The organism is Bacillus cereus group sp. BfR-BA-01441, assembly GCF_022663075.1.
GTDB classification, from domain to species: domain Bacteria; phylum Bacillota; class Bacilli; order Bacillales; family Bacillaceae_G; genus Bacillus_A; species Bacillus_A cereus.
In genome coordinates, this window is the sequence record NZ_JAKUEU010000010.1 from 23,972 (window position 1) to 39,667 (window position 15,696).

Consider the following 15,696-nt stretch of genomic DNA (forward strand, 5'->3'; position numbering starts at 1 on the left):
TCATAATAAAGAGTCAGTGGTATACGATTTCCCACTGACCGAAGTAATTATTCACTTTTCCATTTATATCCGACTTTATAGACCGTTTCTAGGTAATCTTCAATCGGAAATCCTTTTTTGCGTAGTTTATCACGGATATTACGAATGTGTGAGTCAATTGTTCTATATTCGATATCTGTTTCATAGCCCCAAATTTTTTCGATTAAATCATCTCGGCTATAAGCACGGTTTGTATTTTGTAAAAATAGTCCGAGTAACGAAAATTCGATAGGAGTTAATGAGATTTTTTCATCATAAACTGTGACAGTATGTTTCGTTTTATCCCACTCAATACCATTGAAACTAACAAAGCCATCTTTTTTTGTACGGCGTAATATAGCCTCGATTCGTGCGACTAATACATGCTCATCAAATGGTTTTGTAATATAATCATCTGCGCCCATCGTGAGGCCTTTCACCATATCGTAGTTTTGGTTGCGAGCTGTTAACATAATGATAGGAACGTTGGAAATTTGACGAATTTGATAGCAAGTATCCCATCCATCCATACTTGGCATCATAACATCTAATAAAATAATATCGAATTCTTTTTGTTCGATTAATTTTAGTGCTTCAAGGCCAGAGGTAGCTTTCATACAAAAATAGCCGCGAGGGCTTAAGAACAGATCTAATAATCGTAACATACGTTCTTCATCGTCTACTAATAAAATTTTTACCATAATCTTGTGCACCCCAAACTGTTCATTCTACTTGTATAGTTTACATGAAAATAATAAAAAACTCTTTTTATGTGATTGAATGGAGGGCTGATTTTTTCGCTCAGAGTAATTGACATAAAAAATGCACTAGTTTTGCACAACTATTTTTTATAATAGAAAACGTAGCGACACAAAATACCCTATGTTGCGACATAACGTCATGTCATTTTATTTATAAAATGACAATTCCATTCTATTGTGTATGTGAGATAGAGAGGGTTTTCGTATTCACCTCGCATCGGATAAGAAAAATTTCCTATCTCACACTTTTTTTAAAAGGAGATCATACACATGAATTCAAAAGAAGAAATTTCAAAAAAAGAAAAGCAAGATCGTAATACGGTTGTCATGTGCGTTGCCGTATCTATGGTTATTATTATAAGTTGCGTAAATAAAATTTTGGGGATTTTATAATATAAAAAAAGCTGATTGCTTCTTAAGAAGCAATCAGCTTTTTTCATTGTTAGGGGGAGTGTTCATATAATAAACCAAGGTAAAATTGCTAATCCAGAAGTTACAATTGCTGTAGTAAATATTAAAAGCATAGCTCGTTTGTTTTGTTTCATGTCACATTCTCCTCTACATATCAAGTACATGCGATCAGCGTGGGATGTAGTTCCCCACTGAGTAAAGTTTCACTTTATATTTTTAGTATAATGAATGGAAAGGTTTGGTACGATCGATAAAGGTGACATGAAGATTACATTGTTGTAATGAAAAAAGCATCTTTCTTAATAAAAAGATGCTTTTGGAAAACTATATTGAAGTATTAATCATTTAAGAACAGAACCATATGTTCCTCGTCCCAATATTGACCGTTATGTTTTAATGAACGCTCTTGTACGCCGTAAGTCTGGAAACCTAATGATTCATATAATTTTTTGGCACCAGCGTTACCAACTACAACATCGAGCATAAGTTGTTCTACATGTAATTTATCGGCATTTTCAATAATTGCTTTAATAAGAGCTCGTCCTGCTCCAAGGCCACGCGCTTTTGGGGAAACGAAAACGGAACCGATTTTTGCTTTATGTTCTTGTTTTATAAAAGGCTTTGTTTCTAAAGTAGCAATGCCGATTAAATCATCATCTTTGAAGACCCCTAGAGTATACTTATCCGGATTGCTTAATCGTTTTGCCATAGCAGCTACAGGATCCTCATGTTTCAAAACGTCTTCATAGGAAGAGCTAAAAGCTTCCGGGTTCTTCGTTAAACCTTCCATACAAACTTTTAAATATATTTCTGCGTCCTCTGTCGTTAATAAGCGAATTTCCATAGTTGTAACCTCCTTGGTCGATTTCAAATAAAATAAATCCATTACTTTTATAAGAATGTGTATGTGTTTTGTTAGCAGTCTCTTTTAATTTGTAAAAGAATGAAAAGATATATGCTACAATGTTTTGTTTTTTAATATGTAATGAAATTATATATTAACTTTATTAACTATTCAAGTCTTTAATATATTACATTTTCATAACTAAAATAACTCCTCAATTGAGGAGTTATTTTAGTTATTCGATTGATAACCATCAATTCGATGTGGATGTGTGTAAATATTGCAGGATTCATTTCTGATAAATCCTACGACTGTAATGCCTAAATCGTGAGCGAGTTGCAATGCTAGTTTTGTTGGGGCAGATTTAGATAGAACAATTTCACATCCGATTTTTGAAACTTTGAGTAAAATTTCAGATGAAATACGTCCGCTAAATGCGATAATTTTTCCTATAACAGATATATCGTTGCGCAAACAATGACCATATATTTTATCTAATGCATTATGTCTGCCAATATCCATTCTTGATAGGAGGATTTTGTTTCGATCACAGAGCGCGGTATTGTGAACACCGCCGGTTTGGCGAAAGGTAGTGGAAGATTGTTGTAACGTATTCATTAAGTAAAAACATTCTTCAGGAGTAATTTTTACATGTATATCATGTAAGTCTTTTGCTTTTGCTGCATCGTTTACGAAAATAAAACCTTGTCTACCTTTTCCGCAGCAAGAAGTGACGTATCGTTTATTATATAAAGTTTGATAGAGCGGATTCACTTTTGATGATTTTACATGGACAATTCCGTTATCTTTTTGAACCCATAGTTCTTCAACATCGTTATAGGAAGAAATAATCCCCTCAGAAATTAAAAAACCAATTACCATATCTTCAATATAATTTGGTGTGCATACGACTGTTACATATTCTTCACCATTCAATTTAATAGTAATAGGAGATTCTGTAACAATCTCATCAAGTTGTTTTGAAAATGTACCAGATTGATAACGTACAATTGTATAAGTCTCTTGCGTAGGCCCCATATTTAATTCCCCTTTTATATGTATTTCTCTCCCACATTTATCATAAAACAATGGGAAAAATAAAAACACCTATTAACAAGAAGATCACAGATTATTTTGGTTATTATTGTATATGTACGATATAATAGAACTGTAGAATAGTGATATTTTCAAGCTTTCGTAGTTATACCTTATAACATCTAGAATCGACTTCATAAGAAAGTATTTGGGTAGAGCGTTTCAAAAATATGTACAGTAATGCGATTTTGAAAACGGATTCATGATTGTGTTGTACAGTTGGTTGTAAGGAGAGGGGAAACTATGGCAGAACAGACAGTCCGTGTAACCGTCGATGGTAAAGAATTTTCTGCATCAGGTGAAAAGACGATACTACAATTATTTAACGAGAGTAATTTGGAACATCCTCAAATTTGTCATGTACCAGAAGTAGATCCAATTCAAACTTGTGATACGTGTATTGTAGAAGTAAATGGAAAGTTATTGCGTGCTTGTTCAACGAAATTAGAGAACGGTATGCATATCGAAAGACAGTCCCAGCGTGCAAAAGAGGCACAGACTGAGGCAATGGATCGAATATTAGAGAATCATCTACTGTATTGTACCGTTTGTGATAACAATAATGGTAACTGTAAAGTCCACAATACAGTACATATGATGGGAATTGAGGAACAGAAATATCCGTATGAGCCAAAAGTAAGTGCGTGTGAAGTGGATATGTCACATCCGTTTTATCGATATGATCCAAATCAATGTATTGCTTGTGGACAGTGTGTAGAAGTATGTCAAAACTTACAAGTGAATGAAACTATATCGATAGACTGGAGCTTAGACCGTCCACGTGTTATATGGGACAATGGTGTAAGTATAAATGACTCATCTTGTGTAAGTTGCGGGCAATGTGTAACAGTATGTCCATGTAATGCGTTGATGGAGAAATCAATGTTAGGTGAAGCTGGATTCATGACAGGATTGAAACCGGATGTGTTAGATCCGATGATTGATTTTGTAAAGGATGTAGAGCCGGGATATAGTAGTATTTTAGCAGTTTCAGAAGTAGAGGCTGCGATGCGTAAGACGAAAGTGAATAAAACAAAAACAGTTTGTACATTTTGTGGTGTAGGTTGTTCATTTGAAGTATGGACGAAAGACCGCCACATTTTGAAAGTGCAGCCTGTTTCAGATGCGCCGGTTAACGGTATTTCAACATGTGTAAAAGGCAAATTTGGATGGGATTTTGTAAACAGTGAAGATCGTATTACAAAGCCATTAATTCGCCAAGGGGATATGTTTGTTGAAGCTTCATGGGAAGAGGCTCTTGAAGTTGTTGCATCCAATATGCAGCATATTAAATCAGAATATGGAAGTGATGCATTTGGGTTTATTTCTTCTTCGAAAGTAACGAATGAAGAAAATTATCTTATGCAAAAACTAGCCCGTCAAATATATGGAACGAATAATGTAGACAACTGTTCCCGTTATTGTCAATCTCCAGCAACAGACGGTTTATTTAAAACTGTCGGTATGGGCGGGGACGCTGGAACAGTGAAAGATATTGCGGAAGCAGGCCTTGTCATTATCGTTGGAGCAAATCCGACAGAAGGACATCCTGTACTTGCAACGCGTGTAAAACGTGCTCATAAATTACATGACCAAAAATTAATTGTGGCGGACCTTCGTAAACATGAAATGGCAGAGCGTGCGGATTTATTCATTCATCCGCGCCAAGGAACTGATTATGTATGGCTCGCTGGTATTACGAAATATATTATTGATCAAGATTGGCACGATAAAAAGTTCATAGCTGAAAATGTGAAGAATTTTGATGAATATAGCAAAATGGTAGAAAAGTATACGCTTGATTATACAGAAGAAATTACGGGGATTTCGAAAGAAAATCTGAAAGAAATGGCTCGTATGGTATATGAAGCAGATGGTACTTGTGTACTTTGGGGAATGGGTGTAACGCAAAATACTGGAGGAAGTACAACTTCAGCAGCAATTTCAAATCTATTGCTTGTTACGGGTAATTATCGTCGTCCTGGTGCAGGAGCATATCCATTACGCGGACATAATAACGTACAAGGCGCTTGTGATATGGCAACATTACCAAACTGGCTTCCAGGTTACCAAGCGGTTTCAGATGATGCGCTCCGTGCGAAATTTGAAAAAGCATACGGTACTACAATTCCGAAAGCACCAGGCTTAAATAATATTGCAATGTTACTTGCGGCAGATGAAGGAAAACTGCGTGGTATGTATGTTATGGGTGAAGAAATGGCTTTAGTAGATTCGAATGCCAACCATGTACAACATATTTTAGCGAATTTAGATTTCCTTGTTGTTCAAGATATGTTCTTATCGAAAACAGCTCGTTTTGCTGATGTTATTTTACCGGCAGCACCAAGCTTAGAAAAAGAGGGAACATTTACGAATACAGAGCGCCGTATTCAAAGATTATATGAAGTATTGAAGCCGCTTGGTGATTCAAAGCCAGACTGGTGGATTTTACAAAAAGTAGCTCGTGCGCTTGGCGGGGACTGGAATTATGAAAGTCCAAGTGAAATCATGGATGAAATTGCATCGCTTGCACCTTTATATTCTCAGGCAACATACGATCGTTTAGAAGGATGGAATAGTTTATGTTGGGGTAGCCATGATGGTAGCGATACACCGCTATTATATGTGGACGGATTTAACTTCCCGGATAAACTAGCTCGTCTATCATTAGATGAATGGGTACCACCAGTTGTAGCGCCAGATGAGTATGATTTACTTTTAAATAATGGTCGTATGTTAGAACATTTCCACGAAGGGAATATGACGAATAAATCGGCTGGTATTTTATCTAAAGTATCTGAAGTGTTCGTTGAAATCTCGCCTGAACTTGCCCTAGAGCGCAATGTGAAAGATGGTGGCCTTGTAGAATTAGCATCACCATTTGGGAAAATTAAAGTACAGGCACTTGTTACAGATCGTGTAACGGGGAAAGAGCTATATTTACCGATGCATGCAACGGTAAATGAAGAGGCAATCAATATTTTAACTGGAACGGCGACAGATCTTTATACGTGTACACCAGCGTACAAACAAACGATGGTAAAGATGCGTGTACTACGTGAAAAAGGGAATCGTCCGTTACCATCTTCAAACCCGAGAGATAAAAAGCGTAATCCGCAAAACGGTGTTGAAATCCAGCAAAAATGGCAAAGAAAACAATACGTATCACTTGTGGACTAGGGGGCGGAGATAGTGGCGAAAGAAATTACTGTAATTAAAAAGAAAGTTGTAACAGAGGAAGAACAGAAACAGCAAGTAGCAGATGAACTTCTAAATGAGCTATCTAATAATCGTGAAGCAGTAGAAGAAACGATGCAGCTTTTAGCACAGTTGCAGAAGGCTGGTATATTAGATGCGGCAATTAGTTTACTTGCTGCGAAGGAAGATGTTTCAAAAATCGCTGTGGAGCAATTAAATCGTGAACCCGTTAAAAATGCGTTAAATAATATGATGGGGGCAGGAGAAGCGTTATCTTCAGTTGACCCAGAAATAACGAAGCAAATTACGTCAAGTTTAGTTACAGGATTGCAATTTGCAACAGATGAATTAAATAGTGGCAAAAAAACAAAAGTGATGGATTTCTTTAAAGTATTAAAAGATCCAGATATCAATAGAGCTATTACATTCGGTTTTAGCTTCTTGAAAGCATTTGGACAAGGGCTAGAGAAAAAATAGAATAAATGAAAAAGTGATGGGAAGTAGCCATCACTTTTTTCATTATATGTATAAGTGTGTTCATGTTAAGCGGAATATATTATTATTAAAAAGATGGATTAGAACTGGAAATATGGAATCCATCTCAAATACCGTTTTAGAATTTGGAGGAATATATGCAACACCGTAAAAAACTATCTATACCAGGAGTAATGAGACATTCCTTTCAAACAGTTAAATTTGCCTTTTGGAATGTATTAACTTTTCAACTTGCTTATAAATTATTAGCAGCGATTGTGTTTGTTCCACTATTTGGGATTATTTTTAATAAGTTATTGTATTTTGGTGGTTATGCAAATGCGACAAATGATGAATTATTAGCATTTTTAAAGACGCCTTATGGCATCTTAGCAATCGTAATTTTATCATTGTTAGCACTGTTTCTTATCTTTACAGAATTTGCGGTGCTTATTATTATTTCGTATTTCGCTCATAAAAGACAGAAGGTGAAATTACGTCCGATTTTATATAAAACGGTAACGTATTTACCTACTCTTTTCACATATTGCTTACCAGGATTTATTTTATATGCTGTCGTATTGTTGCCTCTTTTAAATATGGGATATGAAACGGCATTAATCCCGCAAATTCAAATTCCTAACTTTATTACAGGAGAGCTGTTTAAGACAACGATGGGACAAGTTGGTTATTACACGTTCTTTGCTGTAGTCGCGTATTTGAATCTTCGATGGATTTTCGTTCTACCTATTGTTGTTTTAGAGCAAAAACCATTTCGCGTGGCAGCACGTAAAAGTGCAACTTTAGTAAAGGAAAGCTTTTTTAAAGTACTATTCTTTTTAGTAGGATTTTTTATTTCAATTGGAATTGTATATGTCATGTTTTTGGGAATGTATTTATTGTGCCTATGGGGTATTTATGAATTTACAAACCCGAAAGGAACATTTGCATTATTAGCTGAATCAACGATTTCGGTATTTTTAACGAGCACATTGTATTTATTCAGCTTTATCGTGACGCCATTTTATATTATGGCGATTACGCGATTATACTTACAAAAGGTACCGGTTGAAGATGTTTTATTAGAAGAAGGATTAGATTATTCGAAAACGAAAGCAGATAAATGCTTTTTCCAAAAACATCGTTGGAAATTCATTGGCGTATACATTGTAGGGATTATTACTGCGGGAATGGTCGTTGCCTTCATTGTAACGTTTATTTCAAATTCGTATAAAGAACCGATTATTATGGCGCACCGCGGGTATATATCAAAAGGCGTAGAAAATACGAAAGAAGCTGTGCAAGGTGCTATTGATGCAAAAGCAGACTACGCTGAAATAGATGTATTACAAACGAAAGACGGTGAGCTAGCGGTTATACATGATTTGAAGCTGAAACGTCTCGCAAATGCCAATGTACATGTGTCAGATTTAACGATGGCTGAGTTAAGGCAGCTTACCCTTAGTCAAGATGGACTTTCAGGACAAATAAGTACACTTGATGAAATCATTAAGCTAGCAAATGGCAAAATCAAACTTAATATAGAAGTGAAGCTTCATGGGGGCGAAAAAGATTTTGTAAACAAAGTCTTAAAAACGATTAAAGATAATGAATTTGAGAAGCAATGTGTAATTCAAACGTTACACTATCCACTTATTAAAGAGTTTAAGCGTGCAAATCCAGATATAAAAGTAGGGTATATACTGTATGCAAGTAGAGCTAACTTAAAGAATGTGAAGGCTGACTTTTACGTAGCAGAAGAATATATGTTAAATAAGAAATTAGTAAAAGAAGCAAGGAAGTTAAACAAACCAATTTACGTATGGACAGTAAATGATATGGAAAATTTAAAGGCATATTATAAGTTAAACGTAGATGGTATCATAACCGATTACCCTGAAGATGCACGTGAAACAATTAAGATGTTAAAAGAGCAAGAAGCGGAAGAAAGTGATCTGTTTGATAAAATTACTGAAACGACAGATGATTTATTTTCTAAGTTATTTATAAGTTACCCAGCTGCTAGCTAAATGCTAGCAGCTGTTTTTTTGTGAAAAGAATATATCTCTAAAGTATTGAGTAAAGTAATAACTGTATATGTATACGTTATCGCTTAGGTTTCTTACATTGTTAAATTATTGTCAAATAATAAATGATTGCTTTTTATTTTGAAGCAGTATAATAAAAATAGAGTGAAAGATAATGGAATGACACGAAACCTCTAATAGAATCAATGTTTTATATATTTACACTATTCTAAATATAAAAACTTTAGGAAAATGATATGTTAGCGTTTTCATAACTTTTAAGTTATGCTAGAATAAGGACATAAGTTATTAATTATTACAAAAAGAAAAAAGAATCTCTTTTTTCTGTTAATTATAAGGGGGCATTTCATTATGCGTATTGGGGTACCAGCAGAAATTAAAAACAACGAAAACCGTGTGGCAATGACACCAGCAGGTGTTGTACATTTAATTCGTAACAATCACGAAGTATTCATTCAAAAGGGTGCAGGTTTAGGGTCTGGTTTCACAGATGCTCAGTATGTTGAAGCGGGAGCAAAAATTGTTGATACAGCTGAAGAAGCTTGGAATATGGAAATGGTTATGAAAGTTAAGGAACCAATTGAAAGCGAATACAAACACTTCAGTGAAGGCTTAATCTTGTTCACATACTTACACTTAGCTCCAGAGCCAGAATTAACAAAAGCTTTAATCGAGAAAAAAGTTGTTTCTATCGCATATGAAACAGTACAATTAGAAAACCGTTCATTACCATTACTTGCACCTATGAGTGAAGTAGCTGGTCGTATGGCTGCACAAATTGGTGCACAATTCCTTGAGAAAAACAAAGGCGGTAAAGGTATCTTACTTGCAGGTGTTCCAGGGGTTAAACGTGGTAAAGTAACAATCATCGGTGGTGGACAAGCTGGTACAAATGCTGCTAAAATTGCAGTTGGACTAGGTGCGGATGTAACAATCATCGACTTAAGTGCAGAACGTCTTCGTCAATTAGATGACATTTTCGGAAACCAAGTAAAAACTTTAATGTCTAATCCTTACAATATTGCAGAAGCTGTTAAAGAGTCTGATCTTGTAATCGGTGCAGTATTAATCCCAGGTGCAAAAGCTCCAAAACTTGTAACAGAAGAAATGATTAAATCAATGGAACCAGGTTCTGTTGTTGTAGATATCGCGATTGACCAAGGTGGTATTTTCGAAACAACTGACCGTATTACAACTCATGATAACCCAACTTACGAAAAACACGGCGTTGTTCATTATGCAGTTGCAAACATGCCAGGTGCGGTTCCACGTACATCAACTCTTGCATTAACAAACGTAACAGTACCATATGCAGTACAAATTGCTAACAAAGGCTACAAAGAAGCTTGCCTAGGCAACTCTGCATTACTAAAAGGTATTAACACATTAGATGGCTATGTAACATTCGAAGCAGTTGCAGAAGCTCACGGTGTAGAGTACAAAGGTGCTAAAGAATTATTAGAAGCAGAAACAGTATCTTGCTAATAGAAGCATTATACAAAACAAAATCGAACAATATATAAAACAACATGATAAGAGCTAAGAGTGAAGATCTCTTAGCTCTTCTTGGCAAAAGGGGGCATACATCGTGGCCAACCTATTTAAAAAGAAATCCGTTACGCAATTGTTAGGGGAAAGTAAAAGTAAAACTTTGACGAAAACGCTAGGGGCATTTGACCTAACAATGCTAGGGATTGGTGCGATAATTGGTACAGGAGTTCTAGTATTAACTGGATTAGTAGCAGCAAGAGATGCTGGTCCAGCAGTTATTTTTTCATTCATGATTGCAGCCATCGTTTGTGGATTTGCAGCATTATGTTACGCAGAGGTGGCTTCTACACTTCCTGTTTCAGGTAGTGTGTACACATACTCATATGCAACAATTGGTGAGTTTGTAGCTCATTTAATGGGATGGACATTACTATCCGTATATGTTGTAACGACTGCCGCAGTAGCTGGCGGATGGACTGGTTACTTCCATAACTTAGTGAGTGGATTAGGGCTTGAAATTCCAAAAGCACTGCTAACGATTCCGTCTCAAGGTGGTATGGTGAATTTACCAGCAGTTATCGTTACATTAGTTATAACTTGGTTATTATCAAGAGGTACGAAAGAAAGTAAACGCGTGAATAACATAATGGTATTAATTAAAATTGGTATCGTTGTTTTATTCATTGCAGTTGGTGTATTCTACGTGAAACCAGAAAACTGGATACCATTTGCACCGTACGGTTTAAGTGGAGTTTTCGCGGGGGGAGCAGCAGTATTCTTTGCTTTCTTAGGATTTGATGCATTAGCAACTTCTGCTGAAGAGGTAAAAAATCCGCAACGTGATCTACCGATTGGTATTATCGCTTCGTTAGTCATTTGTACAATCATTTATGTTGTAGTTTGTCTCGTTATGACGGGTATGGTTTCTTATAAAGAATTAGATGTACCAGAAGCTATGGCATATGTGTTAGAAGTTGTAGGACAAGATAAAGTAGCAGGTGTAATCGCAATTGGAGCTGTAATTGGTATTATGGCAGTAATTTTTGCTTACATTTATGCAACGACACGTGTATTCTTTGCGATGAGCCGTGACGGTTTATTGCCAGAATCTTTCGCGAAAATTAATAAAAAGACAGAAGCGCCAACATTTACAGTTTGGTTAACAGGAATTGGTAGTGCTTTAATTGCTGGATTTATCGATTTAAAAGAATTGTCGAATTTAGCGAATATTGGAGCGTTGTTAACATTTGCGATGGTTGGTGTGTCAGTTATTATTCTTCGTAAAACACATCCAAAATTACAACGTGGATTTATGGTACCACTTGTACCGATCTTGCCGATTATTTCGATTGCATGTTGTCTATTCTTAATGGTAAATCTACCATTAAAAACATGGATGTACTTCGGTGCTTGGTTAGCAATTGGAGTAGTTGTATACTTTGTTTATTCGAAAAAACATAGTCATTTAAAAGACGATGGAAGTTCGCAGGATAATTTAGAACAAGCTAATTAAAAGCTTAATTAAAAGGGATATAAGTATAGTAAGCCTTGTGCGTCTAGGGAGCGCGCAAGGCTTTTTCTTTTGTTGAAATAAAGGGAATATATATTACTTTGTTGAATTTTTATGTCGGAATATGAAAAAAGGGTGGGAGCAAAATGGAAGAAACAAAAGTTGTAGTTGGAGCAGAGGGTTATAATAATAACCCTGGTTGGTTACATACGAATGAAGAAGAATTAAATTTATTACGGAGAGAAACTTGGCTTGATAAATTTCAACCTAATTCTTTATCAGTAATTTTGGCAGAACATGTATGGGAGCATTTATCATATGAAGAAGGAATTGAAGCTGCAAAAATTTGTTATGAGTTTTTAATGGATAATGGATATATTCGTTGTGCAGTACCAGATGCATTTTTTCCAGATGAAGAATATCAGCAAGGGGTACAAGTAGGTGGACCTGGTCCATTAGATCATCCTGCAGCAAGCCATAAAATTGTTCATAACTATAAAACAATCACGTCCATATTTGAATCAGCAGGTTTTCAAGTGAGGCTCTTAGAATACTGTGATGAAAATGGTAAGTTTCACTATAATGATTGGAATGAGAAAGATGGATTTATTTATCGTTCGAAACGTTTTGACCATAGAAATCGGGATAATCAGTTAGGATTTGTTTCTTTAATTGTGGATGCGGTGAAAATGAAAAGTAAGTAAAAAGGGGTGTGCGAATTGTGCATCCTTTTTTGTATGAGAATATAGAGGATGCGAAAAATATGTATATGACTTATTAAAATGTGAACGGAAAGTTCATAAAAAAAAATCAGATTTCATTGACACATATGAGTAGGCGCTCATATAATAAGAGTATAAGATATATGAATGATTGTTCATATGTTCAATTAAAGAGGTGAGCTATAATGGCTGGAAATAAAGTAGAAACACCACAAGAGACATGTTCTCAAACGATAATTCATGAAGAAGTTGTAGAGCAAGTAAAACAAACAATTCCAACTGATGAAAGTTTAAGTAAAGTAGCAGAACTATTTAAAGTATTAGGTGACCGTACACGTACGAGAATATTACATGCGCTATTTGAAGCTGAAATGTGCGTTTGTGATTTAGCTTATTTATTAGGAATGACACAATCATCTATTTCGCATCAGCTTCGTGTGTTAAAGCAAGCGAAACTTGTGAAGAATCGTAAAGAAGGAAAGGTTGTTTATTATTCGTTAGCTGACCAGCACGTAATTCATATCTTCGAGCAAGCGTTTGAACACGTAAACGAAGAAGAATAAAAAGAACGCGAGGAGGGAGAACGATGGCTGAAGCGTTAGTGAAAAAGAAACTGATGTTAGAAGGTTTAGATTGTGCGAATTGTGCAATGAAAATTGAAAAAGGTGTTGGGAATATAGAAGGAGTAAATTCTTGCTCTGTAAACTTTGCAACAAAGACAATGATTTTAGAAACGGCACAAAATAAAGAAAACGAAGTTGTTATGGAAGCAAAACAACTCGTTACAAAATTAGAACCGCATATTAAAGTGCAAGAAGAACAAAAAAATAAAATTGCTAAAGAAGTATTTATATTAGAAGGTTTAGATTGCGCGAACTGTGCAATGAAAATTGAAAATAAAGTTAAGGAAATGCCAGCTGTCTCAGAAGCAACTGTTGATTTCGTATCGAAGAAACTACGAGTAGAAGTTGCGAATAAAAGAGAACTAGAAGCGACTGTAGCAAATATAACAAATGTCGTTCAAAAGTTAGAGCCAGACGTGAAAGTTGTTCGTGAAGAGAAGAACGGTCATGACCACGGGCATAGTCATGATCATGGTGAAGCAAATGTGAAAAAGATGGTAGGGAGATTAGTGGTCGGCGGAATTTTGACAGCAATTGCTGCATTAGCGGGCTTACCACAAATGGTAACAATTCCGTTATTCGTCCTTGCTTATTTATTAATAGGTGGAGATATCGTTTGGAGAGCGGTAAGAAACATAACTCGTGGCCAAGTATTTGATGAAAACTTCTTAATGGCAATTGCAACTGTAGGAGCTTTTGCAATTCAACAATACTCAGAAGCTGTAGCAGTAATGCTATTTTATCAAGTAGGAGAACTATTCCAAAGCATTGCGGTAAACCGCTCTCGAAAATCAATTACTTCATTAATGGATATTCGTCCTGATTATGCGAATGTAAAGGTTGGAAATGAAACGAAACAAGTATCACCAGAAGATGTACAAATTGGCGATTATATTATCGTTAAGCCAGGTGAGAAAGTGCCGTTAGACGGAAAAGTAATTGAAGGAACATCAATGGTAGATACTTCAGCATTAACAGGTGAATCTGTACCACGTGAAGTTGAAGTTGGAAATGATGTATTAAGTGGCTTTGTGAACCAAAACGGTGTGTTGACAATTGAAGTTACAAAAGAATTCGGTGAATCAACTGTATCGAAAATTTTAGATTTAGTTCAAAATGCAAGCAGTAAAAAAGCACCAACGGAAAACTTTATTACGAAGTTTGCACGTTACTACACTCCAGTTGTAGTTATTACAGCGGCAATCATGGCGTTTATTCCACCACTTATTTTAGAAGGAGCTACATTCTCTGAGTGGATTTATAGAGCTTTAGTGTTCTTAGTAATCTCTTGTCCATGTGCGTTAGTTGTATCCATTCCTCTTGGATTCTTTGGAGGTATTGGTGGTGCATCTAAAAGTGGTGTGTTAGTAAAAGGTAGTAACTATTTAGAAGCTTTAAATGATGTGAAATATATTGTTTTTGACAAAACAGGAACATTAACAAAAGGTGTTTTCAAAGTTACAAAAATGGAACCGAGCGAAGGTACTACAAGTGAAGAGTTATTAGAGTATGCGGCATTTGCTGAAGTATATTCTAACCATCCAATTGCCCAATCTATTCGAAAGGCATATGGAAAATCAATTGATGAAAAAATAATCGATGATTATAACGAAATTTCTGGTCACGGTACAGTCGTAAAAGTACAAGGAAAAGAAATTTTTGCAGGTAATGCAAAATTAATGAGAAAAGAAAATATTGAATTTAAGCAACCAGAAACAGTAGGTACATTAGTTCACGTTGCTGTAGATGGAAGATATGCAGGTTATATTGTTATCTCTGATGAGGTAAAAGAGGATTCGAAACAAGCGATTCAAAAGTTAAAAGAACTAGGTATTAAAAAGACAGTAATGTTAACTGGTGATGCAAAACCAGTTGGTGAAGCTGTTGGTAAAGAATTAGGCTTAGATGAAGTTCATGCGGAATTACTACCGCAACAAAAAGTAGAAGAGATTGAAAAAATTGATGCAGCGAAGCACGGAAAAGAAAAAATTGCCTTCGTTGGTGACGGTATTAACGATACACCAGTATTAGCCCGTGCAGACGTTGGTATTGCGATGGGTGGTTTAGGGTCAGATGCAGCAATTGAAGCGGCAGACATCGTTATTATGACTGATGAGCCTTCAAAAATTGCGACAGCTGTAAAAATTGCAAAACGCACAAGAAGTATAGTGTGGCAAAATATCATCTTTGCTCTAGGTGTAAAAGGGATCGTTTTATTACTTGGTGCCTTTGGTATTGCAACAATGTGGGAAGCTGTTTTCTCAGATGTTGGTGTGACACTACTTGCAGTGTTAAATGCAATGCGTGTATTACGAGTGAAAGATTTATAAAAAAGAGGACGCGAACCGCGTCCTCTTTTTTATTGGTGATTTTGTTGAAATTGACTCAATAAAATAATATCAAATATTATTTTACTTTAAAATAGTATAATATTAAAATTTAAAAATAAAATACATTCGTCTTATTATTTTAATATATTTTTTACAAATATCCATATAGTA

The 15,696-nt window shown here is 35.5% G+C and carries 12 protein-coding genes; 9 read left to right on the forward strand and 3 right to left on the reverse strand.

Annotated elements, in window-relative coordinates:
- Positions 1-47: 47 nt before the first annotated feature.
- The gene (locus tag MR107_RS06800) at positions 48-719 is read right to left on the reverse strand and encodes a response regulator transcription factor (RefSeq protein WP_000238957.1); all 672 of its coding nucleotides are present in this window, start codon (positions 717-719) and stop codon (positions 48-50) included.
- 330 nt (positions 720-1,049) lie between these two features.
- On the opposite strand from MR107_RS06800, the gene MR107_RS31340 reads away from it, so the two are divergent.
- Complete coding sequence (locus MR107_RS31340; protein ID WP_001085006.1) at positions 1,050-1,172, forward strand: hypothetical protein; 123 nt, start codon at positions 1,050-1,052, stop codon at positions 1,170-1,172.
- Between the two features lie 355 nt (positions 1,173-1,527).
- On the opposite strand, the gene MR107_RS06805 is transcribed toward MR107_RS31340, so the two are convergent.
- Positions 1,528-2,034, reverse strand: a complete 507-nt coding sequence (locus MR107_RS06805) for a GNAT family N-acetyltransferase (RefSeq protein ID WP_000405868.1) — start codon at positions 2,032-2,034, stop codon at positions 1,528-1,530.
- Between the two features lie 231 nt (positions 2,035-2,265).
- Positions 2,266-3,072 (reverse strand): formate dehydrogenase accessory sulfurtransferase FdhD, encoded by an 807-nt coding sequence (gene fdhD / locus MR107_RS06810; RefSeq protein ID WP_086692382.1) that lies wholly within the window; start codon positions 3,070-3,072, stop codon positions 2,266-2,268.
- Between the two features lie 300 nt (positions 3,073-3,372).
- On the opposite strand from fdhD, the gene fdhF reads away from it, so the two are divergent.
- From fdhF to MR107_RS06850, 8 genes are all read left to right on the forward strand, one after another.
- Positions 3,373-6,309: a formate dehydrogenase subunit alpha gene (fdhF, locus tag MR107_RS06815; protein ID WP_000840663.1), complete on the forward strand. Its 2,937-nt coding sequence runs from the start codon at positions 3,373-3,375 to the stop codon at positions 6,307-6,309.
- Positions 6,310-6,321: 12 nt separating this feature from the next.
- Positions 6,322-6,804, forward strand: coding sequence for a helical membrane plugin domain-containing protein (locus MR107_RS06820; protein ID WP_001040540.1), 483 nt, complete (start codon positions 6,322-6,324; stop codon positions 6,802-6,804).
- A 155-nt stretch (positions 6,805-6,959) separates the two neighbouring features.
- Positions 6,960-8,831 carry a glycerophosphoryl diester phosphodiesterase membrane domain-containing protein gene (locus tag MR107_RS06825; RefSeq protein ID WP_242292205.1) on the forward strand — a complete coding sequence of 624 codons (1,872 nt, stop codon included), beginning with the start codon at positions 6,960-6,962 and terminating at the stop codon, positions 8,829-8,831.
- Positions 8,832-9,200: 369 nt separating this feature from the next.
- The gene (gene ald, locus MR107_RS06830) at positions 9,201-10,334 is read left to right on the forward strand and encodes an alanine dehydrogenase (protein ID WP_001219742.1); all 1,134 of its coding nucleotides are present in this window, start codon (positions 9,201-9,203) and stop codon (positions 10,332-10,334) included.
- Positions 10,335-10,437: 103 nt separating this feature from the next.
- On the forward strand, positions 10,438-11,853 hold the full coding sequence (locus tag MR107_RS06835; protein ID WP_001284893.1) for an amino acid permease: 1,416 nt from the start codon (positions 10,438-10,440) through the stop codon (positions 11,851-11,853).
- A gap of 143 nt (positions 11,854-11,996) precedes the next feature.
- The gene (locus tag MR107_RS06840; RefSeq protein ID WP_226368584.1) at positions 11,997-12,554 is read left to right on the forward strand and encodes a class I SAM-dependent methyltransferase; all 558 of its coding nucleotides are present in this window, start codon (positions 11,997-11,999) and stop codon (positions 12,552-12,554) included.
- A gap of 203 nt (positions 12,555-12,757) precedes the next feature.
- Positions 12,758-13,135: an ArsR/SmtB family transcription factor gene (locus tag MR107_RS06845; RefSeq protein ID WP_000918378.1), complete on the forward strand. Its 378-nt coding sequence runs from the start codon at positions 12,758-12,760 to the stop codon at positions 13,133-13,135.
- Between the two features lie 23 nt (positions 13,136-13,158).
- Positions 13,159-15,525: a heavy metal translocating P-type ATPase gene (locus MR107_RS06850; RefSeq protein ID WP_226368583.1), complete on the forward strand. Its 2,367-nt coding sequence runs from the start codon at positions 13,159-13,161 to the stop codon at positions 15,523-15,525.
- Positions 15,526-15,696: the final 171 nt, after the last annotated feature.